The organism is Lacibacter sp. H407, assembly GCF_037892605.1.
Lineage (GTDB): Bacteria > Bacteroidota > Bacteroidia > Chitinophagales > Chitinophagaceae > Lacibacter.
In genome coordinates, this window is the sequence record NZ_JBBKTU010000001.1 from 461,385 (window position 1) to 486,372 (window position 24,988).

19 protein-coding genes are annotated in these 24,988 nt (G+C 40.6%); 3 read left to right on the forward strand and 16 right to left on the reverse strand.

Going from position 1 to position 24,988, the window contains the following annotated elements; translation table 11 throughout:
• Nucleotides 1–9: 9 nt before the first annotated feature.
• The 3 genes from rsmA to WG989_RS02010 form a co-directional block, all read right to left on the reverse strand.
• Nucleotides 10–765, reverse strand: a complete 756-nt coding sequence (rsmA, locus tag WG989_RS02000) for a 16S rRNA (adenine(1518)-N(6)/adenine(1519)-N(6))-dimethyltransferase RsmA (RefSeq protein WP_340426965.1) — start codon at nt 763–765, stop codon at nt 10–12.
• Nucleotides 766–821: 56 nt separating this feature from the next.
• On the reverse strand, nt 822–2,804 hold the full coding sequence (locus tag WG989_RS02005; RefSeq protein ID WP_340426966.1) for a T9SS type A sorting domain-containing protein: 1,983 nt from the start codon (nt 2,802–2,804) through the stop codon (nt 822–824).
• Nucleotides 2,805–2,868: 64 nt separating this feature from the next.
• Nucleotides 2,869–3,276, reverse strand: a complete 408-nt coding sequence (locus WG989_RS02010) for a hypothetical protein (protein WP_340426967.1) — start codon at nt 3,274–3,276, stop codon at nt 2,869–2,871.
• Between the two features lie 229 nt (nt 3,277–3,505).
• On the opposite strand from WG989_RS02010, the gene pdxA reads away from it, so the two are divergent.
• Nucleotides 3,506–4,609 carry a 4-hydroxythreonine-4-phosphate dehydrogenase PdxA gene (gene pdxA / locus WG989_RS02015; RefSeq protein WP_340426969.1) on the forward strand — a complete coding sequence of 368 codons (1,104 nt, stop codon included), beginning with the start codon at nt 3,506–3,508 and terminating at the stop codon, nt 4,607–4,609.
• Between the two features lie 11 nt (nt 4,610–4,620).
• Here the strand turns inward: pdxA and WG989_RS02020 are convergent, their stop codons facing one another.
• The 12 genes from WG989_RS02020 to WG989_RS02075 all read right to left on the reverse strand — a co-directional run bounded on the left by WG989_RS02020 (nt 4,621) and on the right by WG989_RS02075 (nt 17,330).
• Nucleotides 4,621–5,334: a LolA family protein gene (locus WG989_RS02020; protein ID WP_340426971.1), complete on the reverse strand. Its 714-nt coding sequence runs from the start codon at nt 5,332–5,334 to the stop codon at nt 4,621–4,623.
• A gap of 48 nt (nt 5,335–5,382) precedes the next feature.
• Nucleotides 5,383–6,258, reverse strand: coding sequence for an ABC transporter permease (locus tag WG989_RS02025; RefSeq protein ID WP_340426972.1), 876 nt, complete (start codon nt 6,256–6,258; stop codon nt 5,383–5,385).
• The gene (locus WG989_RS02030) at nt 6,236–7,171 is read right to left on the reverse strand and encodes an ABC transporter ATP-binding protein (protein WP_340426974.1); all 936 of its coding nucleotides are present in this window, start codon (nt 7,169–7,171) and stop codon (nt 6,236–6,238) included. The genes WG989_RS02025 and WG989_RS02030 overlap by 23 nt, the downstream gene beginning before the upstream one ends.
• 57 nt (nt 7,172–7,228) lie before the next feature.
• A complete protein-coding gene (locus tag WG989_RS02035) occupies nt 7,229–7,513 on the reverse strand; it encodes a winged helix-turn-helix domain-containing protein (protein ID WP_340426976.1) in 285 nt (94 codons plus the stop codon).
• Nucleotides 7,506–8,165 carry a hypothetical protein gene (locus WG989_RS02040; protein WP_340426977.1) on the reverse strand — a complete coding sequence of 220 codons (660 nt, stop codon included), beginning with the start codon at nt 8,163–8,165 and terminating at the stop codon, nt 7,506–7,508. The genes WG989_RS02035 and WG989_RS02040 overlap by 8 nt, the downstream gene beginning before the upstream one ends.
• Nucleotides 8,165–8,752 (reverse strand): hypothetical protein, encoded by a 588-nt coding sequence (locus tag WG989_RS02045; RefSeq protein ID WP_340426978.1) that lies wholly within the window; start codon nt 8,750–8,752, stop codon nt 8,165–8,167. Before WG989_RS02045 ends, WG989_RS02040 begins: the two co-directional genes overlap by 1 nt.
• Nucleotides 8,753–8,816: 64 nt before the next feature.
• The gene (locus WG989_RS02050) at nt 8,817–9,455 is read right to left on the reverse strand and encodes a hypothetical protein (RefSeq protein ID WP_340426979.1); all 639 of its coding nucleotides are present in this window, start codon (nt 9,453–9,455) and stop codon (nt 8,817–8,819) included.
• Nucleotides 9,456–9,483: 28 nt separating this feature from the next.
• On the reverse strand, nt 9,484–9,783 hold the full coding sequence (locus WG989_RS02055) for a 2TM domain-containing protein (protein WP_340426980.1): 300 nt from the start codon (nt 9,781–9,783) through the stop codon (nt 9,484–9,486).
• A gap of 30 nt (nt 9,784–9,813) precedes the next feature.
• Nucleotides 9,814–12,063: a TonB-dependent receptor gene (locus WG989_RS02060; protein ID WP_340426982.1), complete on the reverse strand. Its 2,250-nt coding sequence runs from the start codon at nt 12,061–12,063 to the stop codon at nt 9,814–9,816.
• Between the two features lie 127 nt (nt 12,064–12,190).
• Nucleotides 12,191–15,325, reverse strand: coding sequence for a T9SS type A sorting domain-containing protein (locus WG989_RS02065; RefSeq protein ID WP_340426983.1), 3,135 nt, complete (start codon nt 15,323–15,325; stop codon nt 12,191–12,193).
• 141 nt (nt 15,326–15,466) lie between these two features.
• Nucleotides 15,467–15,946 (reverse strand): YcxB family protein, encoded by a 480-nt coding sequence (locus tag WG989_RS02070; RefSeq protein WP_340426985.1) that lies wholly within the window; start codon nt 15,944–15,946, stop codon nt 15,467–15,469.
• A gap of 19 nt (nt 15,947–15,965) precedes the next feature.
• Complete coding sequence (locus tag WG989_RS02075; RefSeq protein ID WP_340426986.1) at nt 15,966–17,330, reverse strand: alkaline phosphatase D family protein; 1,365 nt, start codon at nt 17,328–17,330, stop codon at nt 15,966–15,968.
• A 206-nt stretch (nt 17,331–17,536) separates the two neighbouring features.
• Between WG989_RS02075 and WG989_RS02080 the strand changes: the two genes are divergently transcribed.
• Together WG989_RS02080 and WG989_RS02085 are read left to right on the forward strand one after the other, a co-directional pair.
• The gene (locus WG989_RS02080; RefSeq protein ID WP_340426987.1) at nt 17,537–18,472 is read left to right on the forward strand and encodes a hypothetical protein; all 936 of its coding nucleotides are present in this window, start codon (nt 17,537–17,539) and stop codon (nt 18,470–18,472) included.
• Nucleotides 18,435–20,867 (forward strand): hypothetical protein, encoded by a 2,433-nt coding sequence (locus WG989_RS02085; RefSeq protein WP_340426988.1) that lies wholly within the window; start codon nt 18,435–18,437, stop codon nt 20,865–20,867. The genes WG989_RS02080 and WG989_RS02085 overlap by 38 nt, the downstream gene beginning before the upstream one ends.
• A 421-nt stretch (nt 20,868–21,288) precedes the next feature.
• Here WG989_RS02085 and WG989_RS02090 read toward each other — a convergent pair whose 3' ends face one another.
• Nucleotides 21,289–24,663 (reverse strand): vitamin B12-dependent ribonucleotide reductase, encoded by a 3,375-nt coding sequence (locus WG989_RS02090; protein WP_340426990.1) that lies wholly within the window; start codon nt 24,661–24,663, stop codon nt 21,289–21,291.
• Nucleotides 24,664–24,988 lie beyond the last annotated feature (325 nt).

Genomic DNA, 24,988 nt, shown 5'->3' on the forward strand with positions numbered 1-24,988 from the left:
CCGTACTGCTTATTGCATTCTGAATGTAAGTTTTGCAAAATCTTCTACTGATAATTGTTCGGCCCGTTTATTAAATAACTCGTCTTTTAAAAATTCTGCATCAAACATTCCCCTCACTCCATTCCGCAACATTTTCCGTCGTTGATTGAAGGCTGTTTTTACCAATAACTTAAACTTCTGTTCACTTTTCATTTCGGGTATAACAGCTACCGGCTTTAATTTGATAACTCCACTATTTACATTCGGTGGCGGATTAAATGCTGCCGGTTCTACATCAAACAAATATTCCACATCAAAATAAGCCTGTACCAAAACACTCAGTATACCATACGATTTATTGCCGGGTTTAGATGCAATACGCTGGGCCACTTCTTTCTGAAACATACCTACTACACAATCCACGTGTTCTTTCCAATCCAACACCTTAAACAAAATTTGTGACGAGATGTTGTATGGAAAATTACCGACCACCACAAAACGATCGGTGAATGGCATGGCTGTATCCAAAAAACTTTCGTGTAACAACTTCCCTTTGATCGCCGGATATGTTTGTTCGAGGTAACCGATCTTTTCAAGATCAAGTTCCACTGCTTTAAAATCAAGAGTTGGTTGTTTGAGAAAATATTTTGTAATAGCTCCCGCACCGGGACCCACTTCTACTAATCGTTTGGGTTCCTCCTGCATTACGGCATCAACAATGCGTTGACAAATGGTCTCATCTTTCAGAAAATGCTGACCTAATGATTTCTTTAACGTATACTCCACGCTGCAAAAGTAGCAGAAAAAAGCCCCCCGAATTTGCGGAGGGCTTTTTAGAAATTTTAATGCGATACAATTATTCGTTTTTGGAATGTTTCATCACCGGTTTTAAACTGAACATTGTATTGACCGGGACTCCAATTAGCCGCTTCACGAACTGTCCACGTATTCACTCCCGGGTTCACCAGTTGGAATGTTTGGTACACTACTGATCCGGTACTGTTTGTGATCCGTATCTCAGCAGTTTCGTTCCGGTCGGCTGTAAACGTAATTTTAAATTGATCGTTTACAGGGTTAGGAGCCACCACTAAGGCATAACTGTTGTTTTGCCGCAGGTAAAGACGCACTGAATTTGTATAATGTACCATTCCACCCGTTCCAACATATTTCAATCTATAAAATACTTCTGTTGAACGGAGCGTGCTGATGTCATCGGGCTCAAGATAAGCACCGTTGCTACGTGGCGAAATTCGTGAACCCACACTTGTATAATTTACACCATTGGTGCTTCTTTCAATTTGAAAATAGGCAACACCTCCCTCGCTTTCACTGTTCCAGTTGATCCACGCCGTTTTGCCTTTTAACCGTGCATTAAAGCTATGCGGCTTACCACTTAATACTTCACAAAAGTTGAGCATTGTAAGTGTAATAGTATCCATTGCATAAGCAATACCACAGCTATCCATGAGTTGTTGCGAAACAATATAAGTACCTGGCTGATCTACATTTATACGACCACCAACTGTAGGGCCAACGATACTTCCATTCGTTGTTGTCCAATTGTAAACGGATGTTGGAATGGCATTGGTTACCCATATATCAGCGGCACCGCCAGGGCACAACATCGGGAAATCAGTATCTAATTGTGCCATCGGCGCACGAAAGAAACTGAATGGCCCCACAAAATCTTTCAGCTCTGCGGTAAATGAGGTGGATGCTCTTGATTTTACCAATATTCTTCTGAATGGCAATCCACACACATCACCATCCCTTACCAACGGATCAAGACCAAGCTTACTGAGGTTTACGGAGAATTCCATGAACTGCCGGGCAACATAATTATCTACTACGTTTTGGTTGCCTAATACAAGTTTAAACGGACCTGCCCATGTATTGTTGATACTTTGCAATCCGTTATAAAATGCGCCCGCCGTTTTCGGTATAATACCTGCATAGCCATAAGTTGCACTTGCACTTGCACCATCAAATGAACCTGCCCAACTGAAAGCAGTTGGTGTCATCAGCAATGCATCTTTATGAACCCATATTCTTGCTTCAACCATACTAAGATTAGAACTGCTATACTCCGCTGTTAATATAATATCGCCGGCATTTACAATATTTCCGGCTCCATCAAATGTCCAGGAAGTATGTCCTGCATCGGGTCCATATCCTTTAAAATTGAGGTTGGGTCTATCGTAATAAATATCTGTTTGATACATTTCGAAATCGAAATAACGGTTACCTGTTGTGTTTTCAATTGACACACCACCGAATAACCAAAGCGAATCGTTTGTTTCAGTACCATCACCATCCCTTCTTACGTGCATGAACATATCAAGAATTTCGTTCTTATCGGGTATGCTTTGCGAAACAGGAGTTGTCCAGGTATTTGGATTCATTCCGTTTTTATTACTGCCCGATGCAAATATGGTTGAATCATCACCGTGATGGTCCCGAATAAAAATGGCATCAATCAGCAACATCCCATTCAATACATGAAACTGAGGGTAACGCATATTCCGGAAGAAGGGATAGTTTCTTGTAGCAGGTTGCGAATTATACAATGCCAGAATACTTGCAGCACCAGTTGTGTCGATAATAAAATCACCAACCCCCAGCCCACTATAAGCATCATTCTTAAACCAGTCATCGCTACCAATGGTGATAAAACCAGAAGTTCCAGCTCCGTTAAGATAGTAGTTGGCTCTCAAATCGGCCTCAACACCAAACCTTGCTTTGATTTGATGCGTTGTAATTTGAGCAGTGAGTGTTTGGTCAGTTAGTGCAACGAAAAGAAACAGACTGAGTAAAAGTTGTTTCATAGTAACGGATTTAAATTAGGGAAGAAAGGCTGTACACTGTAACCTGTACAGCCTTTCAAAAAAGTTAACCTCTTTTGCTAACAATACGAATCATCTCTACAGGAGAATTAACGGTAGTGCCATCAGCCATACGGGCCACAACACGGTAGTAAAGGGAGCCGGGAAATGCGCCCGTATCTCTGTACTTGTAAGTTGGGTTTCCTGCTGTGCAGCCTACCTCATCAATTTCAAAAAACATTACGCCGTCGAACGAACGTTCAACGCTGAAACAAACTACTGATGACGGATCTTCAATAGCCCAGTTCAGTGCCACATCGGCCGCCTGACGGTGAATGCGGAAATAACCGAAACCCTGCGGAGCTGCGGCAGTTGCTTTTTCAATTGCAAATGGTTGCTTGGAAACCAGACCATCGTGGGCCTGTACTGAGTTGAACGACAGCGCAAGCGCTGCCACAATAATCATTGTTTTCATGGGGATTACGATTTTAGCACAAATTAGAGTCTCTGCATCCGAAAACCTAAGATTTGTCAATGAATTTCCACTTATCAATCCACCTTTTTTCCCTTCGTTTTTACCGTAAATTCTGCACATTTCTACGAACCGTAATTTTCACTTCGTGAAAATTGATTGATTCCCATCCGTTTAGCTGATACTTGCGAACGGAAGCAATCCTTTACATTTGTAGGAATAACATTGAACCATGATGACTTCTGAACAAAAACCGGTGATCGGCTTCAGCTGTGGCGACCTGAATGGCATTGGTCTTGAATTGATAATCAAAACACTAAGCGATACCCGGCTGTCTGAAATATGCACACCCGTTGTATTCGCCTCAAACAAAGCGATCAATTTTTATAAAAAGTCGGTGACTGATGGAAATTTCTCTTATCAGGCAATAAGGGATTTCCAGCGTCTGAGTCCAAAAACGGTGAATGTGTATAGTTGCTGGGAAGAGGAAGTGAGTATACAACCAGGGCAACTGACCGATATTGGCGGCACTTATGCCATTAAATCGCTAAACGAAGCGGTAAAAGCGTTGAGAGAAAAGCAGATCGATGCGTTGGTAACAGCACCTATTCACAAAAAAAATGTTCAATCGGAAGAATTTCCATACACGGGCCATACGCCTTACCTGAAGGCAGCATTTGAAGCAAAGGATGTGGTGATGTTTATGGTAGCTGATAATATTCGTGTGGCATTGGTTACAGAACATGTACCTGTTGCAGAAGTGGCACAACACATTACACGTGAGAGCATTGTTAGCAAATTGAAATTGGTGAATCAATCGCTCAAAAAAGATTTTGGAATTGATAAGCCAAAAATTGCGGTGCTGGGATTAAATCCACATGCAGGTGATGAAGGATTGATCGGCAAAGAAGAAGAAGAAATTATTAAACCGGCCATCAAAGAAGCAAAACAGAATGATGTGTTTTGTTTTGGACCTTACAGTTCTGATGCATTTTTTGCAAGAGGGCAGTATGAAAAATTTGATGCGGTGCTGGCAATGTACCACGATCAGGGTTTGATCCCGTTCAAATCACTGGCTATTGGTGAAGGTGTAAATTATACAGCAGGTCTGGATGGCATCCGCACAAGTCCCGATCATGGAACTGCATTTGATATTGCCGGAAAAGGCAAGGCTGATGAATCATCGTTCCGTGCAGCATTATTTACAGCCATTGATATTTTCCGTAGCAGAAAAGGCTATGCCGATGCAAGAAGTAATCCATTGCGGAAAATTAGTGCATCGATGTTTGCAAGAGTGGTGGACGAAAAAATTGAAGAAGAACAAAGTAACCGGTAAGCAGCTGCAGCTTATTTCAACATCGCATCGGTAACACCTTTGTTGATGACGTACGAGCTATAGCTGATCTCTACTCTGCCCTTTTTATTTTTTGGCAGCTCAGGTTTTTTTGTTCCATCATCGTATTCTAATGTAATTCCTTTTGGAAGTTTATAGTCTTTGGTGTTGAAGGAAAAGATCACTTTGTCGGGCAAACCCCATTCTGCATATTTCCCAAACTGCATTTCCATATCGTACGTACCGTTATCTTTTGTAGTAGTACTTGCCTTACGTATCAGGAAATTCTTTTCGTCGATATACATCGTAGTTAATACTACATCACTGCTTTCACTCAACGGAAGTAATTTAATGATGCGTAAAGGAATTCCTGCAATGGTTGTTTGACCGGCATCGATCGCTGTATAGTCTTCCGTAAGCAACAGCGAACTTACATTTACACTTACTCCGCCTTTTGGTAATAATGAAATTCCACCATCCCGTTTAATAGCAAAACGGTTTGGTTTTTTAAAGTACGATTTGATATTGGCAATGGGCGCTTTAATGAACACCACATCGGTTTTCATTTTTCCGGTGGCGATATAATCATTCACCCTATCCATTTTTGCTTTTACTTTCTTCAGTAATTCTTCGGCCGGTTGTGCCGTTGCTGATGAGGCATGAAATAAGAGACATGAAGTAAGAACGATCTTACAACACAACAACACCCAAGTGAATTTCTGATTCATATTTATTGCAACTTTAGCCATTACATTTTCACTTTAAAAACTATATATCTAACTCAACACATCTTTCCTTTTAAAGATAAAGATCGATGCACCTACCAGTAAAACAATGTGCAGCAACAACACTCCTGCGCTACGCAGCACCGCCGGTAAATTGCGAATGGTGCCCGGGATCGATTCTCCATCTGCATTCAGCTTCATTTCAAAAAATCCTTTCCATGCGATCATATGCGAGGTAAAGAAAAAATCTTTTACACTTTGAAACAACGGAATATCCAATGTTGTAAGAATGGTGAATACAATGATTACACTCATGGTGGCAACAATGGGGCCAAGCGAGTTTTCTGCAAAAATGGAGAAGAAAAATCCGACTGCAGAAACTGTGATGAGTGCTATTGCCGCAAAGCCAAATGCAAGTAAATACCGCCAGAAAATATCATCTCCATTCAGGATAATGATCTCATAGCTTTTTGCATTCATCAATCCATCTGTACCAAATATGAGCATCGAAACAAACAGACCAAGTATTGCGATCCAGATGAGCAGAATAACAGCATAGATGGCCGAGGCAAAAAACTTACTCAACAATAATTTGGTGCGGCTTACCGGTTTGGTAATGAGTAATCGTAAGGTACCCATGTTAGCTTCGCCTGCAATCATATCCGCACTTACCAATGCAACAAGTAACGGCACGTGTATCAACAACGTTTGTAAAATAACAAAGCAAACAAAATAACCGTTGAGCGGATTTCCAATAACATCAAAATTATCTTTCACATCTTTTAACACAAAGTCCATATACTTGGCACCATCTGCATAAATGGCAACCTGTATTAATACCACGATCGCTAACACCGCAATAAATGCGATATAAGTTCGTGGTCGCTTGAACACTTTGAACAACTCAATTTTTAAAAGGCTCCACATGTTGATTGGCTGTTGTGATCTTTAAAAAATAATCTTCCAACGTATGTCGTGCAGTTACACCCAACACTTCCACCCCTCTTTCTACCAGAAAACGTGTTAATGCAGGTACTTCTTCTTTACACAACTTCAACTCAATACCGGACGCATCTGTTCCTAAAAATTTATTAACGTACGGACTTGTTTTGATCAATTGTTCACAGGCATTTTTATCACCCGTTTCTACATACACCACCGTATCATCGGGGTGAAATAATTCCTTCACTGTTCCTTCCACTAATTTTTTTCCTTTGTCAATGATGAGCATGCGATTGGCAATCTGTTCTATTTCACTCAGCAAATGAGAAGACACCAATACCGTCTTCTGCATTTTTTCACTCAACAAAAGTATCAGGTTACGGATATCAGCGATCCCTTGCGGATCTAGTCCATTTGTTGGCTCATCCAAAATGATCAATTGGGGATCGTGTACCAGTGCAACGGCAATGCCTAACCGCTGTTTCATTCCTTGCGAAAAGGTGCGCACTTTACTATGCGCCCGTTGTGCAAGACCAACCAGTTCCAGTTGATCCATCAACTGTTGCCTGCTGCGTTTTACACTGCTCATTTTTGCAAACAATTGCAGCGTTTCAAATGCAGTTAAATATTTGTAGAGATCAGGACGCTCAATAACAGCACCGGTGTTACTTAAAATTTCTTTTCGGTGTTTGTTCAGGTTATATCCAAAAACTTCGATCTCTCCTTCGGTTGGAGTAATAAGTGTAAGCAACATGCGGATAGTGGTAGATTTTCCGGCGCCATTCTGCCCTAAAAAACCATACACATCGCCTTTCCTTACTGTAAACGAGAGATCGCTGACGGCTGTTACTTCTTTAAAAACTTTACTGAGATGGGTAACCTGAATGATCGTTTCCATAATCGTTGCTGCTTCAATAACACCGAAGTAAAGATAAGGTTTGCAGCAAAGGGAAACTTATTTGGGAAGATAAGTTTGCAAGGCTTTCACATACGCTTCAAAAGCTGTAATACCCTGCGGGGTGATCTTACAAATGGTTTGTGGATAGTTATCTTTAAACTGTTTGATCACATCTACATAACCTGCTTCTTTGAGTTTGCTGATCTGCACACTGAGGTTGCCTGCTGTTGAACCTGTTTTTTCACGGATAAAGGTAAACTCAGCTTCCTTTACACCAATGAGCAGACTCATTACGGCCAGGCGTAACTGCGAATGTAATATGGGATCCAGTTCTTTAAACATGTTGTTCCTTTCTGCTTTGCAGGTATTTGTTACGCAACACAATTCCTGGAATTAACCAGGCAAATGAAGCAGAAGCTGCCATGAGCAGAAAATCAAATTTTGCGATAGTGAATGCACTGATAATGGCTGCGACCCAACAAAAAATCCCACCAAACACCATCAATTTAAATTTACGGGTAGCGCCTGTTACAATGGTTGGATAACCGTATACAAACATGAGGTATCCCGAGCCGTAAGTCCAGAAATTCGGAATATCTGTTTTGCCGGACAAAACGCCGTAATCACGTAACAATGGATTCAGATCATTCGCAGCAATATTGTTGAGAATATTTACAACAAAAATTCCTATGCCAAAACAAAGCCACACATAACCCATCATATCATGATCCCAACCTTTTGCTTTCCGCTCGTTCCGTTCTCTGATCGATATAAATATTTGCGGAACAATCGCCAATAATGCCAATAACCAAATATCAAATGGCAAACTCCAACCAAAATGAATAATACCTACTTGTACCAAACTGCACACAGTTATAACAGCACCCCATAAAATGGGACCAATGCCTGTGTCCACAAAATCGTTTTTTGCCCGGCTGATCATTTGTTGAATGATCAGCAAACTTTCCTGCTCCGTCAATTGCTTTTCCTGCATCAGTGTTGAGTTTTAAAACGTGAACGTAAGAGATAACCGGGAACAATCCATGTGGTGATAACAGCAAGCGCCAGCAACAAAAATGAAAATTGGTAAGGAATCAACACAGATACCAGTGCCAATACCCAGCAACAAATTGCACCGATACGCAACGGTTTGAATTTTAAAATAACTCCCGATAAAAATGTGGGCATACCATAGAGCATTAAAACCAACGGATTAAATAATTGGGGTTGTCCGCTTCTGCCAACAATAATTCCAACAAGAAAACCCATAATTACAAATACCAGCCAAACATAACTGTTGATCTCATCTGTATACGTTCGAACATTTGTGTTTTTCTTTACACGGGCAAGATAGATCATTTGATAGATCACTGTTGGAATGGTGAGCATCCACACATACATGAGGCTTTTCCCATTGCCATAAAAATAAATGGCAATAAAACTGGTAATACTGCACACAAGAACTACCCAGCCCCATAATAAATACAAATGACCGTTTTCGCTAAAACGGTTTTGCGCTTTGTTAATCATGCTTTCGATCAACTGCAAACTGTCACGGGTGGATAATTCCTGTTGTTCCATGTTTGAATGTTTAAACGTCAAAAATAAGGGAGTCCCGAAGTGTTTACTCCGGGACTAATACACATTATTTACACGCATTGTATGCCTGCTCGTTTTGTTCTTTGCCCCAATTCGGATGAATGGCAGATGCCGGTTTGAATGTTGCAAAACGCTTTGCGCCTTCTTCAAATACCGGTTTTGCATTCGCACATCCACCACCAAATTGTTCAGGTGTTCTGCTGATCCCTTGCGCTTCCCACATGTAGGGACGTGGATTTGTTGGATCCAGTTTTTTTGATAATGCAATATTTTCAGCAATAATAGCGCCGTACTGCATGTACCTGCTCATGGGATCGGCACTCATTTTCACAGTAGCGATCATTGATTTTACCAGTGCGATCTCAGAATTATTTTTTTCCAACTCTTCCGCTTTTGCAAGAAAGGCTGTTGCTTTATCTGCTAACGGATCAAACTGTTTTGTATCCTGTAACATAAATGCATGCCATACCTGCGCAACAGCTGCATAATAAAACGGAAGCCATTGATTTTTTTCTGCATTGCCGATACGTTCAAAAGCGTTGACAACATCCAGCATAGCATCCGGTGTTTTTGCATCGGCCATAGCCTGCATATTTTTTTGCATAGCGCCTGTATAACGTTCACTCTGTGCAATAGCAGCTGTAAAAAGATGAGCGAAAAGAACGGCAAGAAGTACTTGTTTCATGATGTATAATTGTATTGATGATAAAATTTTATTGGTTCTTTTTCAGTTTTTCATATTCCCGTTCTACACTATTGCTTTTGGGATAAACGTAAGCACCAAAATAATGCGATGCTATGCCAATACCCCAGCCCAGCATTGGCCACACCGGCCAGGGAACACCACCACCGTAATGTTTTGCTCCATTGATGGACCACAAGATCCAGAAGAATGCATTGACCAATAAATACGTGATCAGATGTTGCTTGAACGATGCACGTTTTTCTGCAATTTCCCAGAGTTGCTTGTCCTTTTCGTCGTTTGAATCAGGGATTCGTTGAAAGTTACTCATGTTTGATAAAGTTGAATGATGAATGATGATTTATAAATTATTATTGATGGCATCCTCAGATCTGTCTACACCAAAACTGATGAATGCACCAATGAAAATGAACATGCGTGACGGCGGCACCAGTTCTGTTTTGCGCATACCGTTGGTTGAATAGTTATAGCCATACACCTGTTTAAAGTTGAATACGTTACTGATGCTTAACACATATACCGGAAACATTTTTGCATTTTGCTTTCCAATAGCCGGAAGATAATTCAGTGAAAAGCTCATGTTGTGATAAGCAGGGATGCGACCCTGATCTGCAAAAAATGTTTTTGAGATATTGGGATCGTACTGAATATTATAGTACGGTCGACCACTTGCATAATTGTATGAAAAATTGACATTGGTTTTGATCTTCGTTACAAATTTCTTTACCACCAATGAAGCCGTATGCTTTGCTGCAAAATTTGGAGTGATAGCTGTTGGGAAATTTAAGAAATCACGTTTTGTGTCGAGGAACGAATAGGATATCCAGTAATCAAGATCTTTTACATGTTTCTTATCACGCCAGAACAATTCAAAGCCGCTTGCTTCACCAAAACCATTGTTGCTGCTTCCAATTTCTCTACCATTTACATTGGATGTTTTCAATAAATTATCATACTCTTTGTAAAATGCTTCTACACGAAAAGTTGTAAGACTGGTTGTTTTTTGATACTGCGCAATGTAATGCGTTGCTTTCATGAATGTGAGTGGATTGACAGCGGGTTGATAGCGCAACTCCGGATTCTGATAAAAAATTCCATACGCCAATGATGCCTGGCTTTCTCTACCCAGCTTGTACGCCAGTGAAACACGTGGTGCGAGATTTGTTTTATTGAGCATGGCCGAATGCTCAGCTCTTGTTCCGATTTTTGCAGCCAGTTTATTGGTGAGATATACATCCTGTTCTGCAAATACCGAATATATATTTTCAATGAGGCGTGTATTGAACATCATGCCGTTAAAGGCAGTAAACTTGCTTTTATCATCGCTATGATTATACTCTGTTCCAACACGCAACGTATTTAATCCTCTGAACTTTTTTTCAAGTACAAAACGGGCGTTGGCATAGAATCCTTTGCTGTTAATATCAAACTGTTTAAATTCTAATCCACTCAACAACACATCATTTTTATTTTCATCCTGCATTCCAAAGCTGATATCATCTTTGTTGGTTGAAACAGAAACACCTGTTATCAACTTCCATTTATTCTTCAAACTTTCTTTCCATGAAAGATTGTGGTACATATTGCCGTTTTCCAATGAGAAGCGGTCTTTATAACCCAATGAATCAAGACTGTTTTGTGTGAAGCCCAAACCATTGGTAATATAGTAACCATAATACTTCAACATCCCGTTCTTTGATGTCTTGATACGAAAATTGGCATCCATGTTATGTGAGCTCGGCGCCTTTGAATAATCCTGTTGTTGTTTGATCACGGCAAATGCTGCTGTAAGATTGGAGTAATTATAATTTACGCCCCATGATGCTGTTTTCTCTTTATTCAATTTTTGAAAGCCGGCACCAAGACTTAACACCGACAGATTTAATGTGGCAGATGATTGCTCCGGCAAATCGATCGACTCCAATATTAAAGCAGACGATAATGCCTGACCATACAATGCACTGTAACCACCCGTACTGAAAACCGTTCCTTTAAAAATGAATGGAGAAAAGCGGCCACGTTGTGCAATACCGGGCACACTGCTGAAAAAGAAATTGTTCACCAATGTTCCATCAATAAATGTTTTTGTTTCAGTAGCAGTTCCACCTCTAACAAATAATCCTTCACTCTCTCCTACCTGTTGTGCACCTGGCAATGTTTTTAATGCACCTGTTATGTCGCCATTTGCACTGGCTGTTGTTACAATATCGATCGATGATAATACCGCCGCAACACGGTTACGATCACTGGCTTCAAAAGATCCTGCTGTAATTACAACGGCGCTGATCTCGGTGATCTCTTCTTTTAATTGAATAGGCAATTGCAGGTCGCCTCCTTTTAACTCAACCGGCATTTCCAATGCTTTATAACCAATGGCTGAGATGATAAGGATCTGATTGCCTTTATCTGTTGTTTTGAAACTGAAGCGACCTGTTGAATCGGCAGTAGCACCGTCGTATGAATCCTTGATACTAATAGAGGCACCTGGCACAGGCTTCTTTTTATTGTCCAATACAGTACCGGTGATAGTTGTTTGCCCAAGTACCAATTGGGTGATGATAAGGCTGATGAAGAAGGTAAATGCTTTCATTTCTGATAAATATATCACAAACGTAGACTAGTTTATTTTATAAACCAAATATTCAAGCCAGATTTTTTTTAGGAATTATAAAAAAATGCCCCCTGGATCTGGGGGCATTTTCCGTTAGTTCATTTGCTTATTTTCTTTTCAGGAGAAGTTGAGAGCTTTTAAGTTGGCCTGTTCTTACCTCTAAAATATAATTGCCTGCCGGCAACAGGGGAAGATTATTTAACTGAATTGAATTTGTCCCTTTAAACACCGATCTGATGGTAGTATAAACAATCCTTCCATGTTGATCGAATAAACGGACGTACGCATCTCCGCTTACTTCAACTGTTGCCTGTATATTTATTAACTGGTCAAATGGATTAGGTGATGCGATCACTTTGGTGGATGCACTACTATACAATTTGATAACTGCACTGTAGCTTGATTTACCATCTTCATCCACCATTTTCAAACGATAGAAATTAAAAGCTGCAAGTGGAGATGCATCTACAAATTGATAAGCAGTTTCAGTAACTGAATTTCCGGTTGCTTTTACCGAACCAATGGAAAGGAAATTAATCCCATCGCCACTTCTTTCAATTAGGTAATGACTTGCGTTGATCTCAGTAGCTGTTCTCCAGTTCAAATGTGATTGTCCGTTCAATAAACGTCCATTGAACGACAGCAACTGAACAGGCAACGTACCTGAAACAGTAATTGACGCCGTTGCTACAGATAAACAACCGGAGCCGGATAACTTATCGGCAACAACTTCAATATTGTATGTACCTGGTGATGTGAATGTTTGTGTAGTGATTGTTTCTGCACCACCATTTCCAAATTCTGATGTTGCATAACTTAATCCGCTGCCTGCATCTTCAACAATATATAACACACCTGACTGTGTATTTGATACAGTATAGGTAACTGTTTGCCCAACGGAGATCGATGATGTTGTTGGACTGATCAACGGTGTTGTTGGAGCAGAACAGGAAACAGTTGTGGTAGAACCGCATGCGGTGTTTAATGTGCTGCTTGTTGCCTGCGCACCAACACTTAATACTCCGCCTGCATACAATGGGTTAGATGCTGACACGGTTACTGTCCATGCTGATTGAGCAGAGAGTGCCACCGAGCCAATCAATCCTCCATCCTGGTACAAATAAACTGTACCCGTAAACGGACCGGTGATGGTTCCTGATACGGATGTATTGCCTTCGGTGTATGATCCGGTGATCGTGGGGCAAACAGTGGTCGCAGCTCTTGCTGTTGCAGACGAAGAGTTGGCACTAACAGAACAGCTTCCGTTTTGTGCCGTTGCATAATAGCTTGTTCCGTTTACCAACGCAGCAACAGTTACAGACCATGTACCATTCGCCTGAACGGTTGTTGTACCTTGTAAAACATTCGAACCATTATAGACACGAATAGTTGTACCTGCAGGTTCGGATGAAGTTCCTGTAACTGTTGTTACAGCTCCGGTTAAATTACCTTGAATATCTGTTGTAATAACTGGTGCCGATGTAAAACAGGTAGCCGTTAACGTTGCTGCTGTACTAATGCACTGTCCGCTTGCCTGTTGACGAACAGTAATTATATCACCAGTTTGAAATGTTTGACTGGAAAAACTATACGCACTTCCTGAAGCTGTTGTTGATGCAACAATAAATCCATTTACAAATAAACGAACAGTGGCACCCGTTACTGCTGTTCCACTAATAGTTGAGCCCGGATAGAGAACTGTTTGCGTAATTGTTGGCGCTGCGGTTTGTGTGAGTGTTAAACAACTGAAGGCAGGTGCGGATTCGCACTTACCTGATTCAATTACCGAGAATGCATAACTGGACGATGTCATATCATTCGCACCACCGGTACACGCAGCGTTTGGTCCGCCATTGTTTGTACTGTTATATTCCCAAATAGTACCTGAAGGATCGGTTGTTTGGTTATAAGTAATTTTCAACGTTGTTGTTGCATCGTCTGCCAACAAAACAAGGTTGCCTCCCGCTGCAATTGTATATAATTTGATTCGTGCGTTAGCCGGTTTTGTTCCTTGTATACCTTTATTCGTAATACAAGTAATGACGGTTGTTGTGTTAGTTGAAACATTTGATGGAGAGCAACTTGTTACCGCTACACTGTTACTTGTTAAACACATACTCTCGCCGGTTGATTGTGCTTTTGCAGTAATAATATCTCCACTTGCAACGCTTGCAATGATATAAGTCCACGGGCTTCCGCTCGTTGCAGTTGTTGTGCCGGCCAATACAGCATTTTTATAAACTGAGATAGTAGCTGTTGAAGGTTTAGTTGCATCAAGTCTTGTCCACGTGCCGGTAATATTCACGTTTGATCCCGAAGCAATACCTGTATTTACAGCTGGCGCAGCAGTACATGCATCCGAAGGGCCAGAGCCACCTGAGGTGATATCAGTCAATGTAAAGCTTGGCGTATTCTCGCCTAAAAATTCCCATGCATCTGTTGTGCTTGTAAAATTATCATCATTCAAACCATAAATATCAGAACGTGTTCCCTGGAATGCTGACCCTGGATTTGTATTGGTTGAAATAACCAGACGGATTGGTGTTGATGCTGTGATACCTAATGCAGACAGCGGCACATAAAAATCATAGAAATAATCCGCATTACCTGATTCACGACTCAGTGCAACAGAGATCAATTGATTGGTTGCAAGAGAATAAGTGTTGCTTGCTGTTGGGTTTACAATACCATCCACATTATAAATAGCCACACGCCCATTTGTACCTGTTTCGAGTGCCACTTCCAGTTCAAAACCGGGGTTACCATTTCCACTGTTTGTTGGAGCCACATAATTGGGATCAGCAGCAGAACCCGATGCGCCAAGTTTCAGATCAGTATCTATTAAAATATTATACGCCTTTGCACCACTAACAATACTGCCAATTCGTAAACGGAACAAGAGGTTTGTTCCATCATTGTAAATATAACAGCCGCTGTTATCAACTGTTTTTACAATATCAGAATAACCACCATCAGGTCCTGTAGCGAGGTCGCCTGTTGGTTCAATCATTACCGGTTTAATAATCTTATACAATATTTCACTTTGAGTAATATCGCTTGTAGTAAAGCCTGCAGATGTTGCAGAACTAAAAAAATCCTGGTTTGGATTGAGAACAAGCGGACCTGCAGCACCTGCAGGACGGACAATTAATCCAGGTGACTGGGCATAGGTTACAGATGTCAGCAACAATAAAAAAAAGGGCATCAGCAGCCCTTTAAAATGCGGGTGTGGGAATTTCATTCTAAAGGTTTTACAAAGAGATTGAATAAAAAACAAAAATAAGTAGTAACAACTAGCAGGAATGTAGTAGAAGCTATGGTTCATCTATAGTAGGTTTCTCTACAAACGTAAGATTGACAAATATTAGGTTAAGTGTTATCCCTATTTCTGCCCAATCTTTTCCCGTAAAAGTAACCGGGCATTGTGTGTAGCATCCGTGTCATCAAACGCATCTTTCGGAATCAGGAAAAAGGAACGGTCATCAATGTACAGATGAAAGAAGTTCGGTGTTTCAATAAAGTATTTAAATGCACTGTAATTCCATTTTTTACTGCCATTTGGATTTTCAAGATGCATGTATGTATCAAGGAACGTAAGATTAAATGAATCCCGAAAGGTTTTTGCACGACTGTAAACCGTGAACGGTAAAATAAACCACAACGATACCATTAATGAAAACCATAGAAATGAGCTCAACAGAAAAGCAACCGGTGCAATTTTTTTCCAGAAGAACATAGCTGCAGCAAACAACGCAAACACGTTTACCAGAATAATCAGGATGCGTATTTCTTTTTTAGAAATAAAATGATAACGTAATGCCTGGATTACTTTTTTACGATCGTACCGGAACGAAATATTCATAACTCGATTTTCTTTTCTATTATTGACGTGGATATTTCAACTCATTTTCACTCACACTCCACTCTCCCAGCTTATCACCTTTTATACCAAAAAACTCAACTGATAATTTACGTTGCCCTCTTGCACCACTAAAATTGAATTTTCCATAATTCTGTTTTTCATCCAATCCAAACACACGGTAAGGATTTTTTGCTTCTGCTCCGCCAAATGTATGTGTACCTGCTGTTAAAGGAGAAACTGTTATATCGTATAAAGGATATGCACCTTGGCGGTTTACTTTGATCACTTCCGTATGATGACGATCGCCACTCATAAATAACACACCTGTAATTTTATTTTCCTGTAGAAACTGTATTAATTCATTGTATTCTGCCGGGCAGTTCAATAATTTATCAAATGGTGAATCGGGATTCAACACCTGGCTTCCATTGGCAATAATTTTAAATGGTGCTTTGCTGTACAGCAATGAATTTTTTAACCAATCCATTTGCACTTTGCCCCACATCTGCTTATCTGCATTTGGTTTTCCATCAATTGAATCTTTCATATTATCTGCACTTCTCCACCAACGATCATCCATCATAAAAATATCTACATCGGCATAACTGATCATAGAATAAATGCCCTGATCATTCATACCATACGAAGTATTGAGCCAGTAATTGGTAAATACATTGCGGGAAGTATTCTTCAGGATATAATTCTTCCCCATATCGTTGGGGCCATAGTCATGATCATCCCACATGGCATAATGCGAAGTTGATTTTAAAAACTTTTGCAACACCGGTACTGAACGGTCATGACTGGCTCTGTTCCACAAACCCCATGTATCATAAAAATCTACTTCACGGGTGTACCAGTTATCGCCCATCCACAACATAAAGGCTGCTTTTTCTTTCGCCATGCTTTCAAAAATACTTGAGTCTCCTCCGTATGGTTTTCCCGGCCGGTCAATAGCCGGTTCATTGATATAAGCACAGGAACCTGTTAAGAAAGAAAAATCTGGAGCAGGTTTGCGCCATTGCCATAATTCCTTTGTTGTAAATGAGCCATCTGCCTTTGCAGGTTTCCTGTTGGAAACATTATTAATGATGAATTGATACTCGTATGTTGTATTCAGTTCCAACGCCACCACATCAAATACGAGTGGAGCAAACCATTGATCAGCAGTTGTTTTCTTGATCATACGTTTTGCAGTTGTCGGTTGTCCTTTTTTCCAAACCCACAAGTCGGCACTGCTGCCGGGTTTCACTTCGATCCACAATTTAGCAGTGCGTAATTCAACCGGGCCAAGCATGGGACCACTAACCAACTGTGCATTGGTTGAAAGTGCTGCAAAAAAAATCAGTACCGGCAGGTAGGCGAAACAATAAAAGCTTCTCATAAATTCGTGTATAAAGTTGGAAGTAAGTGCTCGAAAGCTGCAAAGTAAATAAAGTTTGTTTGATAACCGGCTTCTGCCGATGGTTTCCTGTTATCTGTCTGATAATTTGCATAAGCGCCTGCAAACAAACGCCGCAGGTAATAGTTGACCGTGGATTTTATTATTGGAAAAGCACACTTCAATTATCAACAAACGAAATAACAGCTTTGCAACAGTTAGAAGTAAAGAAATTGTATGTGAAGTTTTTTGATGTAGAATGGAACGGAGAACAATCATCTGCACAACCGGTGGCAAAGCTATCGATCGATTCAGCTTCACTTCAACATCTAAAGAAGCAACAGGTTCAAATAATCCCTGTTGTTTTTATCACCAATGAAGCATTAACGAAACTTGATACAATTGCCGGCAAGGAATTGGCAAAAAAAATCATGAAACTTCTTTCTGAAATGTTGCAGAAGAACCAATTGAATCAGGTTCCTGAATTTCAATTGGATTGCGATTGGACTGTTTCCACAAAAGACACCTACTTCAGTTTGGTGAATACCGTGAAGCATTTGTTACGTGCAGATAAAAAAACATTTGCTGATACTGCGATACTTTCTGCAACAATTCGTTTGCATCAGGTGAAGTACAGCAGCAAGTCGGGTATTCCGCCCGTTGACCGGGGTTTGCTGATGTGTTACAATATGGGCAATTTAAAAAATCCGGCAACCAACAATTCTATCCTTGAAACGGATGAACTAAAAAAATACCTTGGCGGCTTGCAACACTATCCGTTGCCATTGGACTATGCGTTGCCTGTTTTCAATTGGTATATATTGTATCGAAACGGTCAATACAAAGGCATCGTTTATCAGATTCCAAAAGAAGAATTAAACGGGAATATTGGTGAATGGAAACAAAACCGTTTTACATTTCAAAAAGATGCTGTACTCAATGGAATAAATTTTCAACCGCAGGATCAATTGCGACTTGAAGAAAATACAGCCGACGAATTGTTGCAAGCAGCCGATTATATTATTCGTCAATCCGCAGCACAAAATCAGCATTTCACCGTTTCATTTTATCATCTCGATCAATTACTTTTAACGAAACACCCCATCCATGAACTGGAAACAATTTATCGTAAGTTTTATCAGTAGTTGTTTGCTCTGCTTTCCGCAAAACAGTATTGGTTGCGGACCAGATGCAGATCCGTATGACTATTATACGTCCTTCTTTTCACAACACTTGCAGGACGACAACAGTTATCGACCATTTTATTATACCGGCTATCGGTTTTTATTTGATGAAGAGGAACCGGTAAGCACCAAGGAATCAACCAGTGCAGAATGGATCAACTATGCATCAAACAAAGCAACGAAAAAAGATGTACAGGATTTTGTATTGAAATACAATTATAAACAACTCAGTAATCTGTATTATCATATTGAAAAAAAACAACCGCTCCTGGTTCCTGATTCAGTAAAACAAAACAGTCTTACGAAATGGTTTTTGCAAAGTAAAGATCTGGAAGCGTTGGGCTACCTCATGTTTGCCAAACAGGCGGAGCCATTTGTTATTGGCGATGAAGATTTTTGGGAAGAGCGAAACCGTGATGATGCAAAAATGAAACGGCTGATCAAAAACGGTATTCAACTCTGGACGGTAGCTAAAAATGAATTTATAAAACTCCGCTATGGTTATCAAGTAACACGATTGGCACATTACAGTGAGCAATACAAAGAATGTATCAGCTACTATGATACATACATCAAACCAAATCAAACAAACAGTGTATTGCAGGAATTATCACTTGCATTAAAAGCGGGCGCTATGTACAAATTGGGCAGCAACGAAGAAGCGGCCTATCACTTTACGCAGCTTTGTGCAACCAATGCAATCAAACGAAAAAGTAATTTTCTGAGCTTTACATTCAGCACAAGAGATGAAGAAGGAACAAAAAAAGTAACAAAAGAAGCTGTGTTGAAATTCTGCAAAACCGATCGGGAAAAAGCAAATGTTACGGCTGTGTATGCATTCAACAGTTTAGTCAATAACCTGCCGGAGTTGAAAGAAATTTATCAACTGGATCCAACTTCCCCATTATTGGAATTATTAAGCATTCGTGAGATCAACAAACTGGAAGAAAAATACCTGCATCCTTCTATTGAACAACTGAAAGGAAAAAAACTGATCTATTCCTGGAGTTTATTCAGCTGGGATTACGATAACGCTAACTACGATAGTTTGTACAATGAAAGTAAAAAGCAAACCAAAGAGATGATCAACTTCTGTCATCAAGTGGCGCAAGACAAACGGATTGCCAATCGTGGATTATTTGAAGTAGCTGCTGCTTATGCAGCCTACATGAGCAAAGACTTGAAAAAGGCAAGAGAGTATTTGCGGATAGCGAAGGACATGCCTCTTTCTGCCGCTGTAAAAGATCAATGGATGCTGACAAGTTTATTGGTAAGCATCAATGAAAAAGGAAAACTCGATCCTTCGTTTGAAGAGGAAATACTGCCTGCTGTTCAATGGCTCGAAAGCAAAGCAAAAAAAGACGAAGAATGGCGTAAGTTTTACCGGAATCTTTTTACAGAAATATTAGCTGTGCAGTACAGTAAACAAAAAGATGCTTCGAAAACGGCACTGGTATTAGGTTGTGCAGACAGGATCATGATAATGCCCAACGAAGGAGAAGACATGTATAGCTATTGGAGCGGGAACGCTATTGCGTTTCTACGTACACAGATGAACAGTAACGAAGTGGAAGCGCTGCACACATTGATGCAGGCAAACACAAAATCAAAATGGGAACAGTACCTCGTAAATCATAATCAATTTTCAAAAGACGATGTATGTGATATAGCTGGCACTACTTACCTGCGTGAACAGGATTGGGACAATGCAGAAAGATGGTTCAAACAAGTGCCTGCTGCATATTATAAAAAAGAACCGTACAGCACTTACCTGGCTGCAAATCCATTTGCCGATCTGCTGTATGATACACATGCTCCAACCAAACAGGATAATGTACAGTATACCAAGTTGCAATATGTTCAAAAAATGAAACAGCTTGCCCTGCAAACAACGAAAGGAACGGCTGAAGAAAAAGCAAACGCATACTTTCAAATGGCCAATGGTATTTATCAATCCAGTTATTGGGGTAACAGCTGGATGTTACAGGAATATGGCTGGAGCAGTGGTGATGGATTAAAAAGCAATACAACAAAAGATGATTGGCAATGGGAGTATTATGGAGTGTATGCTGCCGAACAACTTTATCTCAAAGCAAGAGAGTTAACAGCTAATCAGAATTTGAAAGCACATTATACATTTATGGCAGCGAAGTGTGCACAAAAGCAACATGCAATTCCGGTTTATGAATCATTTGCTGATTACGATCAATATGAAAAAGCAAATGAGCAGTACGCAAAAGATTTCCGGAAGAATAAATACTTCGAAGACTTTGTAAAAAACTACCGGCAAACAAAAACATTTACCGAAGTATTTAACAGCTGTGTGTATTTGAAAGATTATGTGAACGGGAAGTAAATACGGTACTTACAAAAACCTCCCGGCGTGTTACCGGGAGGTTTTTTATTTATCTGACACGTATACATTTACGATATGATCCATGAGCAGCTTCATAGGGTGACAGGGATCTAGTACAGGAACTCAGATAAAAGATGCTTACAAGTAATAATGAGTAAGCGATTGTTTTCTTCATGGGGTACGGATTTAATAGGGTTTAAAAATAGGTTTTCATTATTTATTTAACCAACCTTTATATTTTATAATTAAAAAAATAAGTGTTTCCTCTTGGAAAAATTGAGAAAATCGAAAAACTACTTTGTAGTACTACTATTTTATTTTCAGCATATACGCTGGCAACTGCATCAAAAAAGAAAACGCTCCGGAGAACCGGAGCGTTTGTTATAGGAACCTCTGTTGAGATTAATTGTTGATGCAGAATTTAACTGCAACCCATACTGTTACCACAATTCAAACATTTGTAACATGTACCGCTTCTGATGGTGATATGTCCGCACGTGTTACAAGTAGGTGCATCACTCTGCATACTTTTTGCTGCGGCATTCACTGCATCCAGACTGTTATCCATCTTCACAGTGTTGATGACACGTTGTGCTTTTTGTGTTTGCACCGGTGTGCTCACTACACCTACCACACGTACATCACTTAACTCAGGAGTTTTTTTTTCGTACTCCAGTCCGGTAGGAATATCATCCCAATCATCAGTGCCGGTATTGTCTACTTCCGGTTTGTCTAATACATGAACCAGATCAGTACGTCCTAAGTATTCGTATGCAAGGCAACGGAACACAAAGTCAACGATCGAAGTGGTTGATTTAATATTCGGATGATCCACCATACCACTTGGTTCAAACTTGGTGAATACAAATTTCTCTACAAACTCTTCTAACGGAACACCGTATTGCAAGCCTACAGAAATTGAGATCGCAAAGCTGTTCATTAAACTGCGAAGCGTACTACCTTCTTTAGCCAGGTCAACAAAAATTTCTCCTAATGTACCATCACCATATTCACCGGTGCGGAGGAAGATCGCCTGTCCGTTGATCTTTGCTTTTTGTGTAAAGCCTCTGCGTTTGGCTGGTAGTTTTCTACGTTCTACAATTCGTGCAAGATCACGCTTCAATTTTGTATCAGGCGATGACTGCACACGCTTGTTCAACTCTTCCAGTAATTCTTCAACGGTGAGTTTCGCCATATCTACCATCGGGCTTTCGGTAGATGCTTCTTCTTCTGTTGATTGAGCCGAAGCTAAATCAGCATTACCCTTTTTACGCTTATCACCTTTTGTGCTCAATGGCTGGCTCAGTTTAGAACCATCACGATACAATGCACATGCTTTCAATCCAAGCTTCCAGCTTTCGTAATACGCTTCTGCAATTTCTTCAACAGATGCTTCATTTGGGAGGTTGATGGTTTTTGAAATGGCACCACTCAGGAATGGTTGTGCAGCACCCATCATACGAATATGACCGCTGTGATGAATGTAACGTTCGCCTTTTTTACCGCATTTGTTTGCACAATCAAAAACCGGATAATGTTCCAGCTTCAGGTATGGAGCACCTTCCACCGTCATTGTACCACAGATATAATCATTTGCTTCAGCGATCTGCTCTTCAGAAAAACCTAAAGCTTCCAATAAGCTCCATTCAAAATCATTGTACTGCTCTGGTGTAAATCCAAGACGTTGTAAACACTCTTCGCCCAACGCATATTTATTAAATACAAATCCAATTTCAAATGCGCTGGCCAATGTGCCTTCAATTTTCTTGATCTCATCTGCAATAAATCCACGATCACTTAACGATTGCGGGTTTACATGTGGAGCACCGTTCAACGAAGCAGCACCTACTGCATATTTTACAATTGCTTCACTTTCTCTTTCATTGTAGCCTAATTTTTTAAGCGCTGCCGGTACTGATTGGTTGATGATCTTGAAATAACCACCACCGCTCAATTTTTTAAACTTCACCAACGCAAAGTCTGGTTCAACGCCAGTTGTATCGCAATCCATTACCAAACCAATTGTTCCTGTTGGAGCAATTACGGTTGTTTGTGCATTACGGTAACCATATTTTTCACCCAACTCTACAGCATCATCCCAACTCTTGCAGGCACTGGTCAATAAATAATCAGGACAGTGTTGTGCTTTGATCCCCTGTGGTTTAATACTCAATCCAACATACGCATCTTCTGCATCGTAAGCAGCAGCACGGTGGTTACGCATTACACGCAACATATCTTCCGCATTTTCTTCGTAGCGTGGAAACGCACCCAGGAACGACGCCATCTCTGCAGATGTTTTGTAAGAGATACCCGTCATTACAGCGGTCAATGCACCGGCAATACCACGTGCCTGTTCGCTATCGTAAGGAATACCCATTACCATCAACATTGAACCAAGGTTGGCATATCCCAAACCTAATGTTCTGTAATCGTAAGAAAGTTGCGCTACTTCCTTTGATGGGAACTGAGCCATCAACACAGAAATTTCCAATACTGCAGTCCACAAACGACATACATATTCAAAACCCTGTACATCGAACACTTGTGTTTCTTCGTCAAACAAACGACGAAGGTTTACAGATGCAAGATTACAAGCAGTGTTATCGAGGAACATATACTCACTGCAAGGATTTGATGCATTGATGCGTCCGCCTTTTGGTGAAGTATGCCATTCGTTAATAGTCGTATCATATTGAGTACCGGGATCAGCACAACGCCATGCAGCGTAAGCAATCTGGTTCCACACTTCCTGTGAAGGAATTTTTTTCATGGTGCGGCCATCGGATCTTGCTTTCAGTTCCCAGTCTTCGCCTTTTTCTAACTTCTCAAAAAACTCATTCGGGATACGAACAGAGTTGTTGGAATTTTGTCCGCTTACTGTACGGTATGCTTCACCTTCATAATCAGATGCATAACCTGCATTGATCAACGCACCTACTTTTTTCTCTTCTTCAACTTTCCAGTTGATGAAGTCTAATATTTCAGGATGATCTAAATCCAAACAAACCATCTTAGCAGCACGACGTGTTGTACCACCGCTTTTGATTGCACCTGCAGCACGGTCGCCGATTTTCAGGAAGCTCATCAAACCACTGGACGTACCACCACCGCTCAACTTTTCACCTTCACCACGAATGGTAGAGAAGTTTGTACCTACACCAGAACCATATTTAAAGATCCTTGCTTCACGTACCCACAGATCCATGATACCTCCATCGTTCACCAGGTCATCACTTACACTAAGAATAAAACAGGCATGTGGTTGCGGACGCTCGTATGCTGAAGTCGATTTCTTTAACTCCCCATCAGTTGGATCTACATAATAATGGCCTTGTGGCTTTCCGGTGATGCCATAACTTTCATACAGACCTGTGTTGAACCATTGCGGACTGTTAGGCACGCACACCTGGTTCAAAATGCTATATACTAACTCATCATAAAAAACTTCTGCATCTTTTGCGCTGGCGAAATAACCATAACGCTCACCCCATACTTTCCAGCAGTTGGCCATACGATGTGCAACCTGCTTCGATGAAGTTTCTCTGCCTAATGAACCATCCGGTTGTGGAACACCCGCCTTACGGAAATATTTTTGCGCCAAGATATCTGTTGCAATCTGACTCCATCCCTTCGGCACCTCTACATTATTCATCTCAAATACTATCTCGCCCGATGGGTTGCGGATTACAGAGGTGCGGTAATCGTACTCAAACAGGTCGAAGGGAGTTACACCCTCTTTTGTGAACCGGCGGCTGAACTGCAGCCCCTGATCTTGTTTCTTTTTGCTGGCCATAATAATGTGTAAGTTTAGATGGTTAGTAAGTCCAAGAAATCGTTAAACGAAAGAATACGAAAATATTTTTTCCAAGCTAAAGTCCAAAGTCATAGTTATAAACAGGTTGTGGAAATCACGTGGAAACGCAATACAGCTATGCTTTTCCATGTGGATATCGAGTTTTCAACCCTCCGGATTTCAAAATGAGTATAAAAAACCTTGGCGATATGAAAAGAATTCCCTTAGCCTTGCCTGCATTGAATTTGAAGGCGTAAGCAGCCGGAAATTTAACTAACGTAGCTACCTAAACGCAGTATTTGAGCAGCCCTGAAAACTGTCCGTT